Below are 19,499 nucleotides of genomic sequence, written 5' to 3'. Positions count from 1 at the left end.
TCAGATCGTCTCCTTGTGCTGCATCCACCAAGCGCTCATCGCGGCCGCCGACTCCGCGCAACCGAACCGGGCGCGCCAGCCGAATTCATCGGCCATCCGCGCAACCGACATCGGCGCACGATCGCCGCCGTGGAGCTTGATCTCGGTTTTCTCTCCCGGCGCTGCGAGCCGGCATTGCAAGCCCCGATGCAGCGCCGCAAACGCCTCACCCCATTGCAGCGCCGACCAGGCTGTCCCGCTGGAGATGTTGTAGAGACGATGGCGTGGCCGTTCAGCCTCGATCAGCTTCGCCACGGCTTCGGCGGCGTCCGGCGCGTAGGTCCAGTCTTTCACTCCGGCATCCGGCAAGATCGCCGGCTCTCCGCGCGCGAAGGCGGCCAGAATCTGGAACTGGAGGCTTGGCGTATCGCGCACCGCCCCGGGCCGCTCCCATGGACCGAATACGGCGCTCAGCCGCACGCTCAGGAAATCGCCGCCAAAGAGCTCGGCATGGCGCGCCACCGATCGCTCGGACGTGAACTTGCTGACGGCGTAGAACGAGACGGGATCGCAAGGCGTCTCCTCGTCCAGGACGTCGAACCTCGTCCCCGATGCGCCATAGGCCGATGCAGACGACAGATTGACGACCCGCCGAACACGATGGCGGATCGCCGCAAGCAGAATGGGAATCTGCGCCATCACGTTGATTTCGAGCACGCGCGCAGTCGATGCCCGCTCGAGCTCCTCCCCAGCCGTAATCGCCGCGCCGAGCACGATCGCATCGTATCCACCGGCAATCAGGCCCTCGATGCCTTCCGCGTCGGTAATGTCGCCCTGGACGACCTTGAGCCGCTCCCGATAATTGGGCAGCGACCGCTGTGCCGCCGGCGCAAGAGGCGCGCAATCATACAGCGTCACGTCATGGTCACGCGCGAGCAGCACCTCGGCGAGATTGAGGCCGATAAAGCCGGTGCCGCCGAAGATGATGATCTTCATCGCGTGCAATCCATCATCACAGCAATTTTGCTCCGAAATTCCGTTCCGGATCCATGTCGGCCACGAGCCTGCCGGTCGGCTTTGCCGCCTCGCCGCCGCTGCGCGCGAGGAACTTTCCGCTGCCCGGCTTCCCGAAACATTTGTTGCCGTCGATGATCATCCGGCCGCGCGAGAGCACCGAAACCGGCCAGCCCTTCAGCTTGCGGCCTGCGAACGGCGTATAGCCGGCGAGATCGTGCATCATCTCGTCGGCGATCGTGACCTCGCGGTCGGGATCCCAAATCGCGATATCGGCGTCGGCTCCGACCGCAATCGAGCCCTTGCGCGGATGCAGATTGTAGATCTTTGCCGGCGCGGTCGCGGTCAACTCGACGAATTTTTCGAGGCCCAGCCGACCCTTCGACACCATCGCATCGAACAGCAGCGGCAGCCGCAGCTCCAGTCCGGGCAGGCCGTTGGCGACCTGCTTGAAATTCGGATTGGGACCGGCGCGCAGCTTGCCTGTCTCGTCGTAGCGATAAGGCGCGTGGTCCGACGAGATGGTCTGGAGATCGCCCAGCGAGAGCGCCTGCCAGAGTGCCTCCTGGTCTGCATGCGTCCGCGGCGGCGGGCTGCACATCCATTTGGCACCTTCCGAACCGGGCTTGTCGAGATCGTCCGCAGTGAGGAACAGATATTGCGGGCAGGTCTCGGCGAAGACCTTGAGGCCTTGCCCGCGCGCGTCGCGGATCACCTTGGCGCCCTCGGCGGTCGAGACGTGGAAGATCATGATCGGCTGGTCAATCAGCGCCGCCATGCCGATCAACCGCGTGAACGCCTCGGCCTCCGAGACGCGGGCGTGGCTGACGGCATGATATTTCGGCAAGGTGTAGCCGCGCGCGAGCAGGCGCTTGACCATCCAGGCGATGATGCCGTGGTTCTCGGCATGGGCGCACAGCATCGCGCCAGACTGGCGCGCGGCGAGGAGGATGTCGAGCAGCGGCTCGTCGTCGACCTTGAGCCTGTCATAGGTCATGAAGATCTTGATCGACGCATGGCCCTGCTTCACCAGCGCCGGGATGTGCTCCTCGACCGCCTCCTTGGTCGCATCCGCGATGATCATGTGAAAGGCGTAGTCGATCACCGCACCCTTCCTAGCCAGGGCATGATAATCCTCGACGACCTGCGTCAGCTTCATGCCGACATGCTGGGCGGCAAACGGGATCACCGTGGTGGTGCCGCCGAAAGCGGCAGAGACCGTCGCGCTCTCGAACGTATCGGCATTCATGATGCCGGCAGCGGACAGCTGCTCGATATGAGCGTGGCTGTCGACACCGCCGGGCAGCACCAGCTTGCCGCGCGCGTCGATCTCGCGTTTGGCCGCGGGCAGGCCCTTGCCGACAGCTGCGATGGTCTCGCCGGAAATTGCGACATCGGCCTCGAACACGTCAGTCGTCGTGGCAACGCGCCCGCCGCGAATGATCAGATCGTAAACTGGTTCAGTCATGAGGCACTCCATGATATGCCTGAAACGAGTGATCGCCATTTTGCAGGAAGACCATCATGTCCCGGCCGCGCATTCTCGTCATCAACCCCAATTCCAATCACAACGTCACGCAAGGGCTGGAGGATGCGCTGAAGCCGCTCGACTTCGAGGGCGGACCGGAAGTGATCTGCCAGACGCTGGCTGACGGCCCCTTCGGGATCGAGAGCCAAGCCGACGTTGACAGCGTCGCGATGCCGCTGCGCCGCCTGGTCGAAAGCGACAACAGCTCGGCCGCCTTCATCATCGCCTGCTACAGCGATCCCGGGCTTCAGGTCTGTCGTGAAGGCACCGACCGTCCCGTGTTCGGCATTGCCGAGTGCGGCGTGCTCACGGCGCTTGCCCGTGCCGAGACCTTTGGCGTCATCGCGATCGCCCAGCGCTCGATCCCGCGACACATGCGTTATCTCAGACAGATGGGGCTGACCGACCGCCTCGCCGGCGAGCGGCCGCTGAACATGAGCGTTGCGGAGACGGCGTCCGGCGAAGGGACGCTCGCCAAGATGATCGAGGTCGGCCGCGCGCTGCGCGACGAGGACGGCGCCCGCGCCATTGTGATGGGCTGCGCCGGTATGGCGCGCCACCGCCGCCCGCTGGAGGACGCGCTGCGCATTCCCGTGATCGATCCGACACAGGCGGCCGTCACCATGGCGCTGGGCACGGTGCAGTTCTCGGCTCACTAGGCGTCCTTCAACTCTTTCTTGTCCTGACGAGCGAGCCATTGCGCATGGCTCTCGCGGACAAGCGCGAACGTATCCCGCTGCGTCGTATAGAGATTGCCGAACATGCGCCCGATCGGCCGGTACGCATCGAAATCGACATACATATTGCCGGCATCGACGAGGCCCTCACGGGCGTGGACCCTGAGCACCTCGCCGATCAACAGCTCGCGATCCGGCGAGAAGTTCAGCACGACGTGGCGCCGGCATTCCAGCGCAAAAGGCGCCGCGGCGAGGCGCGGCACCTTCACGTCCACCGATGAAAGCGTGGCAAGGCCGGTCGCGGCGACCTCGCTGTCGCCGGAGGGAAAATCGATCGCGCAGTCGTTCATTGCCGTCGACAGCGCCTCGTCGACCATGTGAACCACGAACTCGCCGTCGCGATGGATGTTACGGGTCGTGTCCTTTGGCGAATGATCCGGCTTGTGCTGCAGCCCGAGTACGATCAGCGCAGGGCTCTCCGAGAAGACGTTGAAGAAGCTGAAGGGCGCGGCATTGACAGCTCCGTTCTCGTCCAGCGTCGTCACCAGCGCGATCGGCCGCGGCACCACAACGCCGCAGAGCAGCTTGTAGCGGTCACGCGCGTCAAGCTCGCGCAGGGAGATGCCCTTGTCAGCCATCGGCGTCACGTCTCCGGCGGCGGCACCGCGCCGGTCTGGCTGGTGATCAGGCCGTAATGCTCGATGCGGCGATGCCGGGCGAAATCGAAGATCGTGGTCTTGCCGAAGGTGGTGGCATCGAGGTCGCAGGGATGGACCAGGACCTCGTCTTCCTCCGTCTTCGCTTCGGCCACGATCTCGCCGTTGGGATCGACGATCAGGCTGCCGCCGAACAGCGGGTGGCCGTCCTCGATGCCGGCCTTTGCCACCGCGACCACCCAGGTCGCGTTCTGGTAGGCGCCAGCCTGCACCGAGAGGCGATTGTGGAACAGGCGCTTTTCGACGCCCTCTTCGCTCTTCTCGGCATTCACGGATGGCGTGTTGTAGCCGATCAGCACCATCTCCACGCCCTGCAAGCCCATGACGCGATAGGTCTCGGGCCAGCGGCGGTCGTTGCAGATCGCCATGCCGATGATGCCGCCCAGCGTACGCCAGACCTTGAAGCCGAGATCGCCCGGCTCGAAATAGCGCTTCTCCAGATGCTGGTGCGAGCGTTTGGTGTCGTATTCCACATGGCCCGGCAGGTGAACCTTGCGGTATTTGCCGACGATCTTGCCGGACTTGTCGGTGAGAACCGCGGTGTTGAAATGATGGCCGTCCGGCGTCAGCTCCGCATAGCCGAAGTTCATCGCCATTCCGTGCTGCGCGGCACGCTCGAACAGCGGCCTTGTCGCCGCGTTCGGCATCTCCCGCTCGAACCAGACGTCGAACTCGGCCCGGTCCTCGACATACCAGCGCGGGAAGAACGTCGTCAACGCCAATTCGGGATAGACGATCAAGTCGGCGCCTTTGCTCTTGGCCTCGTCCATCAGCGCGATCATGCGCTTGACCACGGCCTCGCGGCTGTCGGCTTTCTGGATCGGGCCCATCTGGGCGGCGGCGACATTGACGATTCGCATCAGCGAGTTCCTGGTGATCTCTCGGGGGAAGCAGCGGCTTCAAGGTTGTTCCGGCGCACGCAGCATAACGTAGCCCAGCGCCGATTTCCCAGCCAAGCAGCTTTCATGCCGTCCGTCCCCATTCGGCGTCCTGCAAAAGCCGCCAGTTGACCTTGTTGCTTGCAGTGCGCGGCAGGGACTCGACGAAGACGACGGCTCGCGGCGCCTTGTAGCTCGCCATCGCGCCCCGCGCCCAGCCAATGATGTCGTCGGGCGATGTCGTTGCGCGCGCGGTCTCGTCCAGAACCACCAGTGCCTTGACGGTCTCGCCGCGGTAGCCGTCCGGCGCCGAGACGATGCAGCATTCCCGGATAGCGCCGTTCTGATACATCGCTGCCTCGACCTCGGCTGGCCAGACCTTGAAGCCGCTGACATTGATCATCCGCTTCAGGCGGTCGACCGCGAAGAAATAGCCTTCGGCATCTCGGTAGCCGAGATCGCCCGTCCGGAGGAACCGCTTGCCGCCAAGATCGATGAAGGCCTCGGCATTCGCCTGGGGTCTATTCCAATATCCTTGCGACACCTGCGGCCCGTGCACGACGATCTCGCCGACGACATTGTCGTCGAGCTCGACCAAGCTCTCGGGATCGATGATCCGCGCATGCGTCTCGTGCACCGCGATGCCGAGGCATTGCCGCTTCGGCGCGGCCATCGGGTTGAGGTGCGTCGGCGACATCGTCTCGGTCATGCCGTAGCCCTCGACGAAATCGAGGCCGAAGCGCCCCTTCAGCCGCTCAGCGACCGCCGTCGGCATCGCCGCGCCGCCGCCGGTCAGCACCTTGAGTTTGGCAAAACATTCGTCGCGAAAGCCGGCGCTGGCGAGCACATCCACGATCATGGTGGGCGCGGCGTTCCAGAACGTCACGCCATGGCTTTCGAACAGGTCCGGGAGCAGATCCTTGTCCCAGCGCGCCATCAAGAGCAGCGTGGCTCCAGTGACGATCGCCGCATTCATCGATCCCTGCATGCCCGCCACGTGGAACAGTGGCATGAACCCGGTCATCACGGCGCTGCGGTCCAGCTTGTACCAGCGCGCTTGCAGGACAGCCGTAAACAGCGCGCTGCGATGCGTATGCATGCACGCTTTGGGCTTGCCCGTGGTGCCAGACGTGTAGGGCAGGATCATGAGATCGTCCGGACCTGCCTCCATTGTACCCGGTTGTAGGCGCCGTTCGATCGCAGAGGACCAGGAATGCCAGCCCGGCAGCGCCGGCATCTCCGACGGGGCTTCGGTCACGCATGACGGCAGCGTATAAGGCGTCGCCAGCGGGACCTCGTCGCGATATTGGGCAACAACCGCATTGCTGATTGCTGTGCCCACGAGGGGAGCGAACACGGAGATCAGCTCGCTTCCAATGATCGCGACCTGAGCGCCGCTATCCGCGGCGAGATAGGCGACCTCGGCCGACTTGTTCATGGGATTGACGGGCACGATTACGGCATCTGCGCGCATCACCGCGTAATAGGCGATGATATATTGCGGCGAGTTCTGAAGTGCGATCATGACGCGATCGCCGCGCTTCACGCCGCAGGCGCGCTGCAGGAAGCCGGCCATGGCATCGACGCGGTCGCGCAGCTCGGCGTAGCCCATGCCAGCGCCGTAAAACACCGTCGCCGGATGCGACGGGCGTTCGCGTGCAGCACGCGCCAGCGCGTCGTAAAGCGTTCCCTCCGGCATCGCAAGATGCCAGGGCTCATCCGCCGGCCAGGCCGGCGAAGGGCGGAGTGTTGTTTGGTCCGCGCTCACCCGTGCTCCTCGTCGGCAGTATCGAGGCCGTGGTCAAGCGCGTCCAGAAGATGGTCAGCCTCGCGCTCGGAAATGACCAGCGGCGGCGCCAGGAACAGCGAGGTCTGCTCGCCGCTGGTGCCGATCACCGCACCGGCTTCCAGCGCCCGCTCCGCGACGCGCGAGGCGATCGGCACCTCCGTGGTGTCGGCATGCCAGGTGCGCCAATCCGGCCCGTGCAGCTCCACCGTCCAGTGCAGCCCCTGCCCCGCGACGCGCTGCACGCTCGGATGCTTCTGCGCGATCGCGAGCAGGCGGCGGATGAACAGCTTCTCGAGCTGCTGCACACGCTCCAGAATCCCGTCCTCGGTGACAACCTTCAGATAGGCGCTGACGGCCGCCATGCTGATGGGATGACCGCGCAGCGTGCCGTAGTTCTGCCAGCTCGTCCCCTTGAGCCGCTCGACGATGTCCTTGGACACCACGACCGCCGCCACCGCCGCCGCGCCGCCGCCGAGCGACTTGCCCAGCGTGACGATGTCCGGGCGGCTTTTCGCCCCCTGGAATGCGAACCAGCGGCCCGCGCGCCCCGCGCCGGTCACGACCTCGTCCGCGATCCAGTAGGAGCCCGCCTGCCGCGCGCAGCGCGCCACTTCGTCCTGATATTCGCCGTCGTAATAGATGCCGCCCTGGGTGTAGTCGATGATGGTTGCCGCCGTGTCCGAGAGCAGCCGCGTGGCATCCGCGAGATACTCAGCTGGCGGCGTATTGTTGGCCGGTGCACCGTAGATCGCGCCATCCGGCGCCGGCAGGATCCGCACCGGCGCCATCGGCGCCGGCAGCTTCGAACCACCGGCATGCACCGCGAGCCCGCCATGCCATTGCGGCTGCACCGTCATGCTGCGCGACAGGCCGGTGATGCCGTGATAGGCACGTTCGCGCGTCGCCAATGCGGACCGCTGCGTCAGCGCCTGACAGAGCGACAGCGCCATGTCGTTGGCCTCGCTGCCGCTGATGCAGAAGCGCACCGCGCCGACCCAGTCCTCCTCGCCTTTGAAAGCGGTCGCCATCAGATCGTCCGCGGCCTGTTCGCGGCCCACCCAGGTCCAGCCCTCGTTGACGACGGGCGTATCCGCCGCGCGGCGGATCGCCTCCACCATTGCGGGGTGGCGATGGCCGAGACCGCCGCCGGTGTTGCTGCCGTCGATCAGCTTGCGGCCATCGGACAGGTGGAAGTAGACGCCCTCGCCGCCGACCACGGCCATCGGCGCGGCGTCGCCCGCATTCAGCCCGGTTCGCAACAATCTGCTCATCGCAATCCCCTCACTCTACAGCTGCAGCGCCATAACCGCCGCCGCCGCACATCTCGATCGTGACGAGATCATCTTGCTGCAACACCAGGTTCGACTTGCCGTCGATCGCGACGTTCGCGCCATGCCTGACCAGCGAGATACGACAAGCCTTGCCGGCCTCGCCGCCCTGCATGCCCCACGGCGGAAGCACCATCCGTTCGATGCAGGTCGTCAGGTGCATCGAGGGTGCGAGGATGCGATAGGTCCGAACCGAACCGTCGCCGCCGCGATACGCTCCCGCTCCGCCGGAGTTCCGGCGGATAGCCTGCTGCTCGAGGCGGATCGCGTAATTCGCCTCGATCACCTCGACCGGCGTGTTCGACGTGTTGGAAAGATGTACACGGGTCGCGGACGTTCCGTCCCGATCGTGACGGGCGCCTTCGCCGCCGCCATGGACCTCGTAAAGCATCTTCCAGGCGCCGTTCGGCCGCGGCTCGGCGAAGAACAGAACACCTGCCGTGGTGGCGCCGCCGGCCGACAGGCGCTCGGGAATGGTGTCCTGCATCGCACGGAAGATCGCGTCGACGATACGCATGGACGTCTCATGGTTGCCTGCGGCAACCGATGCGGTCCAGCCCGGCTCGAGGATCGAGCCCGGGCGCGTGATGATGGTCAGTGGTCGCAGCGCGCCGGCATTCTGCTGCATGTCCCGTCCGCTCATGATGCGCGCGGCATAGGCCACCGCAGAGCGCGCCATGAACGGCGTCGTGTTGCAGAAATTGGACACCCGGTCGCAGCTTCCGGAGAGGTCGAAGGTCGCTTCGTCGCCGCGAATGGTGATCTTCACATGGATGCGCGCCGGCGCGTTGTTGTCGCTGCCGTCGTCGAGGTGGTCCTCGCCCTCATAGACGCCGTCCGGAAGGCTGCGAAGCGCCTCGCGCATCTCGATTTCGGACAGATCGTGCAGGCGCAACTGCGCCGCGATGAAGACCACCTTGCCGTGTTCGCGGCACAGCTCAAGGATGCGCTTCTCACCGGCTTTGGTCGCGGCGATTTGCGCCAGGAGATCGCCCTCGCAGGATTCGGCATCGCGAACATTGGCCTTCAGCAGTTGCACGATCGCCGTGTTGATGCCGGCCGCAGTCGCGATCAGCACCGGCGGAATCCGCATCGCCTCCTGGAAGGTGTCGATCGCCTTGGCAAAATAGCTGCCGGGCCAGGTGCCGCCGATGTCCGGCCAGTGCGCCAGGCTGACCGCGAACGCCACGATCTCGTCCTCGAAGAAGACGGGCCGCACGACCTTGACGTCGTTGAGATGATTGCCGCCGAGCGCGCCGACATTGTAGATCAGCACATCCCCGTCGTTCAGGCGCTCGCGTGGCATCACCTTCAGCAATTCGAGGATGGTGTAGGCCATCGCGCCGAGATGGATCGGAATGTCGCGGCCCTGCCCAACCAAGCCCCCATGACCATCGGTGATCGCCGACGACAGGTCCCCAGCCTCGCGCAACAGCGGCGACCGCGCCGAACGCGTCATGACAAGGCTCATCTCCTCGGCCGCGGCGGAGAGCCCGTGCCTGATGACCTCGACGATAAACGGGTCGAGCTTCATGCCGACCTCCGCGTCAGGAACAGGTTGCCTGACAGATCAGGTCTTGCCTGCCAGTCTGGTGGCAAAACGACGGTCGACCACGCGTCCTCGATGATCGCAGGGCCATTGACGACGTCGGTCAGCAAAGTGCGGTCGATGATTGCCGTCTCGGTCTCATGCAGACCGTCGAATGAGCAGGTGCGCTTGCCTGACGATACCGCCCTCACTGCAGCCGCCGGAGGGCTCACGACCGTCGTAGACGGACGACGGGCCTGGACACGCACGGATTCGATCACACAGGGTTCGTCGGTTGCATAACCGAACAGCTCGTGATGCCGCGTCAGGAAGTCCTGCTCGAGCTTGGCGACGTCCAGCGGCACGGCGAAGGGAATAGGAATGGCATCGTTCTGCGCCGCATAGCGCATCAGCGCCACCAGCTCGACCTGAATCTCCGCCCTCGCAACGCCATTGGCAAGCAGCGGCGCGGACGCATCGGCCATCAAGGTTCCGATCCGCTCCGATACGCGTGCGAGATCGATACCGTCGAGGGCGGCGCGAAGAGTCTGCTGCTGGAGGAAGCTGAAATCGGCCGTGAGGCAGCCCAGCGCCGAGAACGCGCTCGATGCGCTGGGCACGACGACCTCTGTGATTCCATAGAGATCGGCAAGGCCCGCAGCATGCATCGGGCCGCCGCCGCCGAAGGCAAGCAGCGTACAGTCGCGCCCGTCGATGCCGCGCTCGACCGTGACGCGGCGGAGCGCGCGGGCCATGGTCGCATTCGCGACCTTGATGATTCCTAGCGCCGTTTCGGTGAGGTCGAGTTCGAGCGCGCGCGCGACCGGTTCGATCACGCGCTTCGCGGCCTCGATGTCGAGGCCGATACGGTCGCCGAGTTTCGTCTCGGGATTGAGATAGCCGAGCACGGCATTGGCATCGGTGATCGTCGGCTCACGACCGCCGCGGCCATAGCACGCCGGTCCCGGCTCGGAGCCGGCACTCTGCGGGCCGACCGTGAGGCCGCCGGGGCCGCTGCGGACGATTGATCCACCGCCCGCGCCGATCGAATGCACCGCGAGCATCGGCTGGCGCAACGGCTTGTCGCCCAGCATGCGACCGTCCGTCATCTCGGCCTGGCCGTCCACGATCAGGCAAACATCCGTCGTGGTGCCGCCCATGTCGAAGGTCAGCATGCGCGAGGCGCCGAGCTGGCGCGCGATGGCGACGGAAGCGGAGACGCCGGCCGCAGGCCCCGACATCGCCATCACCAGCGGCCGGCGTTTCACCGCCGAAATCGGGATCATGGCGCCGGCGGAATGAAACACCTGGAGGCCGGGGCCGATCGGCAGCCGCTGCTCCAGCTCGCTGAGATATTCCACCGCGATCGGCATCGCGGCCGCGTTGAACACGGTTGCCGAGGTCCGCTCATATTCGCGCGCCTCGGGATTGACCTCGTGCGACAGCGAGACATGTGCGACGACTTCCTTGAGTCGCTCGCCGAGCATTTTTTCGTGCACCGGATTGGCATAGGCGTGAAGCAAGGCCACGGCGACGCTCTGCACGCCGGTACGCTTGAGCCAGGCCACCAGACGCTCGATCTCCGCTTCCTCCAGCGCTTTCAGCACCCGGCCCTCGTGGTCGAGGCGTTCGGCGAGCCCAAAGCATCGTTCCGGCGGCACCAGGGGCGGCGATTTCGGCGGGATAGCGAGGCGATAGAGATCGCGGCGGCGGTAGCGCGCGATCTCCAGCACGTCGGCAAAACCCGCGGTCGCGACCAGCGCCACCTTCGGCAACCGGCCCTCGACGATAGCGTTGGTGACACGCGTGGTGCCGTGAACGAAGCGTTTGACCTCGCTCTTGCGCAGGCCAACCGCGTCGATGGCCTCCAGCATCGCCTGAACGGGTGCGTCGGGCCGCGACGGCACCTTGGCGGTCCGCACTTCCGCGGAATCGCTCCGGATCGCGACGATGTCGGTGAAGGTGCCACCGATATCAGTGCCGACCTCCCAGTGATTGCCGGAATCGCTCATCTGCACAGTCAGCTACGCGTCCGGTCCAGACCAGACGCCGGTTGCTTCCGACCCATCGCAAAGTCCAATGCCAAACCGAGAGCGCTCATTATGCATCCCCTGTCATGCCACCGACCGGAAGCGTGCGACAGAGCGATAGGCGGGGGATAGAGCCAGAGTTGTCCCAATCCGCTAGACCAGCACGCGACGTTAGCCGCGCGCCGCGCCGGCTGCTGCACGTTTTGATGCAGCGCTGCCCGCGGCGACGGCAGGCGAGCGCGGACCGGTCCACGCGGGAAAAGTGCAGCGTGCCAGAGATTTCTCCGCGCAAATCGCGGGATCCGCTGCCGCGCAATCCGAACGCGTCAAATCCTCTGTCTAATTTGCAGGCGACCGACCGGCCCGGCGGGATGTTCGCCTGCCCCGGAGCTATGCATGGCGATCGGCTCAGCCTCTCTTTATTGCAGCAGCAAGGGAAGAGATTGGCGGTTTGGATGGTGCATTGCGCGAGTCGCTGCCGATGCAAGCCACCACTCTCGCAAGCAGCGGCGAGGCGTCCTCGACGCGCAGACGTCCGTAGCCGAACACGAGGCCCTGTCGCGTCGGTTGCTCCAGAAAATTCTGCGAGAGCGGCTGGACGTGGATGCCGGCCTGTTTCACGGCAGCCGCCGCTTCGCGATCACTCATCCGCGCTTGCATCGCCTCGGTGAAAAGCGCGACGAGATGCAGCCCGGTGACGGCGGAGGACACGATCAGATCATCCGGCGCCTGGGCCGTGATCGCCTCGATCAGAGCCTTTCGCCTGCTCGCATAGACCCGGCGCATCGCACGGAGATGTCGCAGCAGGTGCCCTTCCCGCATGAACTCGGCCAAAGCGAGCTGTCCGATGCCGGAAGTGTGCACGTCGATCCGCGCGCGACCCTTGGAAAATCCGGCGATGAAATGCCTGTTGGCGACCATGTAGCCGAGCCGCAGATTAGGCATCATCATCTTGGAGAAGGTGCCGAAATAGATCACCCGTCCCTCGCGATCGAGCGAACGCAAAGAGGCGATCATGCTGTCCTGATGTCTGAATTCCGAATTGTAGTCGTCCTCGATCACCCAGACGTCGTTCCTGCTGGCCCAGTCGAGCAACTCGAGACGCCGCTCCAGGCCCATGCTGACGCCGAGCGGATATTGGTGCGACGGCGTGACCACGATCAGCTTCGCGCGCGGTGCACGCCCGATGCCCTCCGAAACGACGAGGCCCTTGTCATCGACGGGAATTGGAACGAGCTTCGCGCCGGCTGCCGTCAGTGCCCCTCGGGCCTCGATGAAGCCGGGCTCCTCGACCCAGACCTCGTCTCCGGGATCGAGGATCATCCGGCTGCAGAAATCCAGCGCACCCGACGTACCGGGCGTGACAACGACCTCTTCCGGCGAGCAGACCAGCCCTCGCACCGAGCCGAGAAAATTCGCGATCTCGCTCCGCAGCCGCGGGTGACCTTCGGCAGGAAGGTCGAGGCACTCCTGTTCCCTCGGATTTTGCCAAGTCTGGCGCAGCAGGCGTGACCATTCCTTGAAGGGAAATGTCGAGATGTCGGGCGCGCCAGGCGCGAACACGGACGGCCAATTGGTCTCGTAATCCAGACCAAGCAGCGATCGCCAGCGCTTCGACATATTGGCGGGCCCAGCCCAGGGCGACGCAGTAGGCGGCGGTTCTGCACACGGCATCGCGACGGACGCCACCAGCACGCTGCCGCGTGGCGTCGATTCCAGATACCCCTCGGCGTAAAGCAGATCCCACGCGGTCAGCACCACCGTGCGCGAGCAGCCCAATTCCCGCGCGATCTCCCGCGAGCCCAGGAACTGCGTTCCAGCCGGAAAGACACCGCGTAAAATGCAGCCGCGGATGTGGGCCGCAATCTGCAAATGCAGTGGCACGCCCGACGTCCGGTCGATATGCATTCCTGCAAGGGATACTCGCTTGCCCGGGTGACGATCTCTGTCCATCGCGTGGAGACTGCTGTTGGAACGGCCGGCGATGGCCGCCAGCGTTCCCTCAGGATGGGCCAGAAGCGGATCCGGGTCCAGCCTTGACGGAAGCAGTCACTCCCATGATGGGCGTGGCCGAACTAATGATCAGATTGTACTTCGGCGCAGATTGCGGATGCACCACCACAAGTGAGAATGTCCGTGCACCGGACTCAAGACGCGACGATTGAAGGACACGCTAAAGAATCTTCTGAATTGATCGCAACGTAAATTGAAGCGCTACCACTTCGAGACGCCGTCGACGCGGTCCCGTTCGAGTTCATGCCGCAGTACACCTTTGGCGCCGAAGTGTCCGGCCGGATCGGCGAGCGCGGATGAATCCGTCGGGCTCTCTACCGGCCTCTGCAGCTCGGCCGATCGTGGCGATAACCTCGCGCGGTGAGAGGTAGGGCGCACAACCAGGAAGACCCGATTTTGCGTGGCTTTCTCGAAGCCGCTTTATTATGGATTATGGCGGAGAGGGAGGAATTCTCATCCTCACTAGTCGCAAGGCCGATCGCTTCGGACGAGCGCGAGCTTGCCAAGGATCACCTTAAGCAGAATGTCCTCACGAAGCGGATCTACCTCAACGCACCGGCTTCTGCGACCTACGACCATTAAAAGCGTCGCACGAGACCCGGTTTGTTCTGCCTAGGAATTTAAAAAAGCCCTTGCGGCCAATATCTTAGGGTGGTTGGCGCACCAGGGCTCGAACCTGGGACCCGCTGATTAAGAGACAGCGACGGGGTGAGAGCAATCAATGACTTACCGGTCGCACCGCTGGGCTTAACCGACCGACAATGGGCATTCGTCGCACGAGATCAAAGAGCGCTCACTCGAAATCTTCGGGGACGAAAAGCCGGACACGTTGAGCGAAAGGTCGGGATCGGGCTTCGGCCATTCATTGATGCGGCGCGCCGCTTCGAGGCGGAGACAATTATGCTGGCGCAGCAAACCCCATCAAGGGGTATTCACTGTAGCTCAGAACGACCGTAGGAACGGGCTGCGGCGTTGGTGCCGCAAGCAGCACAAACCTAGCAAAGACGCGCCGCGCTCGGTCCCAACTGCGCTTGCTGAGCGGCAGCACGCCGAACGCGCCGCTCGTACTCGCGGCCGACCATGAAACCGGTAATGTTCTGCAGGAACAGCAGCGGCGTACGATTCGTGTCGCAGAGCTGAATGAAATGGGCGCCCTTCAATGCGCTATCGCTGAACAAGACACTCCCAGATGTAGCCGCTGCCGCCATGGATCTGCACCGCCTTGATCAGGTGGAACGCTTGGTCCGGCCACCATTCCTCACGGTCCATTCAGCGAACCGCGCCGGTACCGCTCTTAGTCCCTGTAACGCGAACCCTTTGCGTCCAATGCGCGCCGATAAGCTTCGAACGAATCTTGCCCAAAGGCAGTCTTCTCGTCGAAGCCCTTCGCAACCTCGCTCTGCAGCTGACGCGTCGTACGGCGCAGAATCTCTTCGGGCAAAGGCCGCCAGCCTTTCCCGAACGTTGCAGCTGCGAGCTGCACCTCGCATGCGCGTTGCAAGACCGTCATGCGGAACAGCGCCTCCGCAGCAGTCCTTCCGCAGGTTAGTAGCCCATGATGTCTCAGGATCATGTAGTTCTTGTTGCCGAGCGATTTGACGAGGCGCTCGCGCTCGCCCAGATCCGTCGAAATGCCCTCGAAATCGTGATATGCGATTTGCTCGTAAAGCATCGCGCCGTAGAAGCTGTGATGCGAGAGCCCCTCATCCGTGCAAGCAACGGCCACACCGGCTGTCGTGTGCGTGTGGGCGATGAAATGGGCGTCATCGCGCGCGGCATGAACCGAAGAGTGGATCGTGAACCCCGGCGCATTGACACGACCCGGAACGTCCACAACTTTATTCCCATCAAGATCGATCTTGATGAGATTGGAAGCCGTGACTTCGTTGTACGCCAGCCCGAACGAATTGATCAGAAAGTGCTTCTCGGGACCCGGGACGCGAGCCGTGATGTGATTGTAGATGTGTTCGCACCAGCCTAGATCAAAAAACACATGATACAGCGCAGCGAGGTCCTCACGGACCAGCCGCTCTCCGGCGGCCAGAGCGTTCTGGCTGACTTCTCCAGGGGAAGTTTGGACGTTCATGCGATCCTCCGAACAAGATTATTGCTGGCCGGCACCTCAGTTGAGCAGATCCGGCTGTTCTTTTATGACCTTCGAATACAGGGTCTGGAATTGCACCACCCTGCTTAGGCGGGAAGTTCGTTGACCTTGCGCGACTATAATCATCTCGCCGATCCATTCCTGATGGTCGGAATAAACCAGGCAAGCATAGGCTGTGCTTCAGTAGCGCCCCGCGGGCCGCAATTTATCCTCCTACACTCGCTTGCCGAGTTTTGCATGCGCCCTGCGGCGATATCGACCGCATCATGAGGGGCTCAGAAGACAAACGCAGCCAAGCGGCCCACCACGGCGACCGATAAGGCTACGATAACGACGAGAAGTTGTCCAAACTGGACCTCTTCCATGTCGATGTCCGGCATCGTGATCATTGCGTATGCGATCATGTGGCAATTTTCCATGGCAGTCCCTCTCCCAGCTATTGTTCTGCCGTCTTCCGGGCAGTACCAACCCGCTCGAAGCGGATCGCTCGAGGGGCGACTCTTCGCCTAACACGCGCGGATCAGGCCGCCCTGCTTTCAAGCTCCGTCTGATGAGATGCCGCAATCGTTCCGACGCACACTCCGAAGCCGATGGATGCAAAACCCTCACGAGTGCAGCGCCCCTCAAATCGGATCTCGTCACCGTCGTGTAGAAAGCCGCGACGCTCTCCGTTGGGAAGCGTAATGGGGCGGGTTCCGGCAGAAGTTAATTCGAGCATGCTGCTCAATTCAGCGTCGGTAGGTCCGGAGATCGTGCCGGTGCCGATCAGGTCCCCCGGCAGAAGGTTGCATCCATTGATCGTGTGGTGCGCAACCATCTGCGCCGGCGTCCAATATAGATATTTGGCGTTCGAGCTGAGAATTTCGACCGGAACGTCCCTTGCGGCCCGCATCTTTTCGGTCGTGAGAAAAACCTTCAGGCTTATGTCCAGCCCGCCACTTTTCTGATCATCGTCGTCGAGCAGATATTTCAACGGCTGGGGGTCCCCGTGAGGACGAACCATCGCCGGAATGCGGAATGGCGCCAATGCGTCCGCAGTGACAACCCACGGCGAGACAGACGTTGCGAAACTCTTGCTGAGGAATGGTCCGAGTGGGTACATCTCCCAGCGCTGGACGTCCCTCGCCGACCAATCGTTGAGAAGTGAATAGCCGACAATCTGTTCGCTTGCGCGCGCAACCGGGATCGGACTTCCGAGCTCGTTGCCGCCGCTGAGATAGAAACCCATCTCCAATTCGAAATCGAGCCGGTCGCACGGACCGAAGCCAGGACTGCCTCCGTCGACCGACGGCGGCCGCTGTCCAATCGGTCGGCGAACAACACCCTGCCCGACTTGCACCGAAGACGCCCGTCCGTGATAGGCAATCGGCACCCATTTGTAGTTGGCGGGCAGCGGATTCTCAGGCGTGAGAAGTGCGCCCGCCGCCTTCGCGTGATGTATGCCGGCATAAAAATCCGTGTAGTTCGGCACCGCGGTCGGACGATACATCGTGCAGGCGCCCATTGGGGCCAGCAGGTCCGACGCCCGGTGGCGCGCAGCCTCACCGCTTGAACCCGCGTCAAGCGCGGCACTGATTGCCTTTCGTAAGGTGCGCAACGCGCGAGGTCCCAACGCAAACAGCGAGTTGAGCGAGGAGTCGGCGACGGTCCACTCGGGAATTTCTGCCGGGAGGAGACCGGCCCTGTGCGCCGCATGAAGATCGAGGATCTGGTCGCCGATCCCAATCCCCGCGGATCGCTTTCCGTCCTTGCCACGGCTGAAGACACCGAGCGGCAGGTTCTGGATGGGGAAGTCGCCGGAGGGATCGTTGGCGGACGACACAAAACTGCGGCGCGCCGGATCGTGGGTCTCGTCGATGTTGGCGTTCATCGTGCAACTCCCGCCAGCGCGTTGTTGCCTTCAGAGAGGCCGATGCCGATCTCCGATTGCACAAACTGAGCATCAAACGCGCGCCGCTCGGCCGCGGCACGGGCAGTTCGGTCACTCAGCGAACCGAGCCAAATCACCAGAAATGCCAGGGGCATCGAGAAGAGCGCCGGTTATCGTATGGAAACAACGGCGCCGCGAAATGGAACACCGCGACCCAGACTGTTTTGCTCAGCACGACAAACACGAGTGAGCTGAATAGGCCGACTAGGCCGCCGGCAACCGCGCCGCGCGTAGTAGTACCGCGCCAGAGGATCGCCATCGCCAGCACAGGAAAATTGCAGCTTGCCGCGACCGAAAGCGCCAGCCCCGCCATGAACGCGACATTCTGGTTCTCGAAAATGATGGCAAGGCCAACCGCGACGATGCCGATTGCGACCGCGGCGATCTTAGCAACCATGACCTCACGTGCCTCCGGCGCGTCACCCTTCGCAATCACCTGCCCATAAATATCGTGGCTCACCGCGGAGGCGCCGGCGAGCGTCAATCCGGCTACCACGGCGAGTATGGTGGCAAACGCGACGGCAGAGATAAACCCAAGCAGGATTGGTCCGCCGAGAGCGCCCGCCAGGTGCACCGCCGCCATATTGGGACCGCCGATCAGATCGGTAATCTTGTTGAATTGACCGCCCGCGCCGACGTTGAAGAAACTCGCGTCCGGCATAAGGACCACCATCGCGGCAAAGCCGAACAGCGGGATGACCAGGCAGAAATAAGCCACGCAAGTCGTCGCGTAGAAAACCGACTTCCTTGCGCCTGCGGAATCGCTGACGGTGAAGAACCGCATCAGGATATGCGGCAATCCCGCGGTACCGAACACCAGCGCGAGTCCAAGCGAGATCGCGGAAACCGGCTCAGCGAACAGCCCACCGGGAGAGAGAACTGCGGCCCCCTTGGGGTGCACCCGGCTCGCCTCGGCAAATAGACGTCCAAGACTGAAATCGAAGCGCCACAGCACCACCAGCGCCATCAATGTGCCGCCGATCAGCAGCAGCAGCGCCTTGGTGATCTGAACCCAGGTGGTAGCCTGCATGCCGCCGACAGCGACATAGACGATCATCAGAAGTCCGACGCCAACGACTGCGAACAGATAGTTCACGCCGAACAGAAGCTGAATAACCTTGCCGGCGCCGATCATCTGCGCGATCAGGTAAAACAGCACGACCACGAGACTGCCCGTGGCGGCAACCAACCGGACTGAGGTCCGATCAAGGCGAAACGACGCTGCGTCGGCGAACGTGTAACTGCCGAGGTTACGCAATCGCTCCGACATCATGAACAGCACGATGGGCCAACCCGTCAAGAAGCCTAACGCATAGACGAGGCCATCAAAGCCGGTCGCATAGATCAGCGCCGAGATACCAAGGAAAGCCGCGGCCGAGAGGAAATCCCCCGCAATCGCCAGGCCGTTCTGGAGCGGCGTGATCTCATGTCCCGCCGTATAGAAGTCGGCCTTCGATTTGGTTCGACCAGCCGATCGATAGGTAATGAGGAGCGTGACGGCGACGATCAACAGGAACATGCCGATGGCAATCCAATTGAGATCCCGCCCCGCTACAACAGCGGTCGCCTGCGCATGTGCGGAAAAGGAAACTGTCGCCGCGATGGCCGCCAGTAGAATTCGCATCATCATCGGCCACACTCCCGGCGAACGAGCTGTGTCAGGCCGTCGAAGTACGTGTTGGAACGGCGTACATAGTAACCAGTCAGGGCGACGACCATGGCGATCATGCCAAGCGCGATCGACATGCCCAACGGAACGGCTCCGCCTGCCATGCTCTTCCCGAGCGCTGACGACGCCGCTGAGATCAGCCCGATGAAGCCGAAGAACATTAGCAACGTGACGATCGAGAGCCCCCACCGCAACCGTGCCCGTGCGGCGGTCAGCTCACGAAAAGATGGATTAGACAGAATTTTTCGCATTTGTTCCGAAGACAGCGACAACGACATGATTTTCTCCCGCATTTTTTTTGCTAGTTGGCTGCGGC

Annotated in this window: 14 protein-coding genes and 2 pseudogenes; 1 reads left to right on the top strand and 15 read right to left on the bottom strand. The window is 63.4% G+C overall.

Annotated elements, in window-relative coordinates; genetic code table 11:
* The gene (locus E4K64_RS00730) at positions 1–975 is read right to left on the bottom strand and encodes an NAD-dependent epimerase/dehydratase family protein (RefSeq protein ID WP_135161713.1); all 975 of its coding nucleotides are present in this window, start codon (positions 973–975) and stop codon (positions 1–3) included.
* Positions 976–991: 16 nt separating this feature from the next.
* A complete protein-coding gene (gene hydA, locus E4K64_RS00725) occupies positions 992–2,461 on the bottom strand; it encodes a dihydropyrimidinase (protein ID WP_135161712.1) in 1,470 nt (489 codons plus the stop codon).
* Positions 2,462–2,517: 56 nt separating this feature from the next.
* Here hydA and E4K64_RS00720 point away from each other — a divergent pair, with 56 nt between their 5' ends.
* Positions 2,518–3,180 carry an aspartate/glutamate racemase family protein gene (locus tag E4K64_RS00720; RefSeq protein ID WP_135161711.1) on the top strand — a complete coding sequence of 221 codons (663 nt, stop codon included), beginning with the start codon at positions 2,518–2,520 and terminating at the stop codon, positions 3,178–3,180.
* Here E4K64_RS00720 and E4K64_RS00715 read toward each other — a convergent pair.
* The 13 genes and pseudogenes from E4K64_RS00715 to E4K64_RS00660 all read right to left on the bottom strand — a co-directional run bounded on the left by E4K64_RS00715 (position 3,177) and on the right by E4K64_RS00660 (position 19,461).
* Positions 3,177–3,836, bottom strand: a complete 660-nt coding sequence (locus tag E4K64_RS00715; protein WP_209311922.1) for a flavin reductase family protein — start codon at positions 3,834–3,836, stop codon at positions 3,177–3,179. The two genes, E4K64_RS00720 and E4K64_RS00715, sit on opposite strands and share 4 nt — an antisense overlap.
* A gap of 5 nt (positions 3,837–3,841) precedes the next feature.
* On the bottom strand, positions 3,842–4,774 hold the full coding sequence (locus E4K64_RS00710) for an N-carbamoyl-D-amino-acid hydrolase (protein ID WP_135161709.1): 933 nt from the start codon (positions 4,772–4,774) through the stop codon (positions 3,842–3,844).
* A gap of 103 nt (positions 4,775–4,877) precedes the next feature.
* The gene (locus E4K64_RS00705) at positions 4,878–6,560 is read right to left on the bottom strand and encodes a long-chain-fatty-acid--CoA ligase (protein ID WP_135161708.1); all 1,683 of its coding nucleotides are present in this window, start codon (positions 6,558–6,560) and stop codon (positions 4,878–4,880) included.
* Positions 6,557–7,852: a class-III pyridoxal-phosphate-dependent aminotransferase gene (locus tag E4K64_RS00700; RefSeq protein WP_135161707.1), complete on the bottom strand. Its 1,296-nt coding sequence runs from the start codon at positions 7,850–7,852 to the stop codon at positions 6,557–6,559. Before E4K64_RS00700 ends, E4K64_RS00705 begins: the two co-directional genes overlap by 4 nt.
* A 10-nt stretch (positions 7,853–7,862) precedes the next feature.
* Positions 7,863–9,443: a hydantoinase B/oxoprolinase family protein gene (locus E4K64_RS00695; RefSeq protein ID WP_135161706.1), complete on the bottom strand. Its 1,581-nt coding sequence runs from the start codon at positions 9,441–9,443 to the stop codon at positions 7,863–7,865.
* Positions 9,440–11,449, bottom strand: a complete 2,010-nt coding sequence (locus E4K64_RS00690) for a hydantoinase/oxoprolinase family protein (protein ID WP_135161705.1) — start codon at positions 11,447–11,449, stop codon at positions 9,440–9,442. Before E4K64_RS00690 ends, E4K64_RS00695 begins: the two co-directional genes overlap by 4 nt.
* Positions 11,450–11,875: 426 nt before the next feature.
* Positions 11,876–13,351: a MocR-like pyridoxine biosynthesis transcription factor PdxR gene (gene pdxR, locus E4K64_RS00685; protein ID WP_235884429.1), complete on the bottom strand. Its 1,476-nt coding sequence runs from the start codon at positions 13,349–13,351 to the stop codon at positions 11,876–11,878.
* A 1,190-nt stretch (positions 13,352–14,541) separates the two neighbouring features.
* A pseudogene (locus E4K64_RS00680) lies at positions 14,542–14,670 on the bottom strand (carboxyl transferase domain-containing protein); the annotation flags it as partial.
* Positions 14,671–14,774: 104 nt separating this feature from the next.
* Positions 14,775–15,566 (bottom strand): class II aldolase/adducin family protein, encoded by a 792-nt coding sequence (locus E4K64_RS00675; protein WP_135161703.1) that lies wholly within the window; start codon positions 15,564–15,566, stop codon positions 14,775–14,777.
* Between the two features lie 293 nt (positions 15,567–15,859).
* On the bottom strand, positions 15,860–15,988 hold the full coding sequence (locus tag E4K64_RS41575; RefSeq protein WP_283812301.1) for a hypothetical protein: 129 nt from the start codon (positions 15,986–15,988) through the stop codon (positions 15,860–15,862).
* A 116-nt stretch (positions 15,989–16,104) separates the two neighbouring features.
* Entirely contained in the window at positions 16,105–17,454 is a 1,350-nt protein-coding gene (gene fahA, locus E4K64_RS00670; protein ID WP_135161702.1) for a fumarylacetoacetase, read from the bottom strand.
* Positions 17,451–19,141, bottom strand: a pseudogene (gene actP / locus E4K64_RS00665) (cation/acetate symporter ActP). Before actP ends, fahA begins: the two are co-directional and overlap by 4 nt.
* Positions 19,141–19,461: a DUF485 domain-containing protein gene (locus tag E4K64_RS00660; protein ID WP_167771726.1), complete on the bottom strand. Its 321-nt coding sequence runs from the start codon at positions 19,459–19,461 to the stop codon at positions 19,141–19,143. The pseudogene actP and the gene E4K64_RS00660 overlap by 1 nt, the downstream one beginning before the upstream one ends.
* Positions 19,462–19,499: the final 38 nt, after the last annotated feature.

It is taken from the genome of Bradyrhizobium frederickii (genome assembly GCF_004570865.1).
Classification (GTDB): Bacteria; Pseudomonadota; Alphaproteobacteria; order Rhizobiales; family Xanthobacteraceae; genus Bradyrhizobium; species Bradyrhizobium frederickii.
The sequence above is the reverse complement of the archived record's forward strand: the minus strand, read 5'-3'. Positions and strand labels throughout refer to the sequence as shown.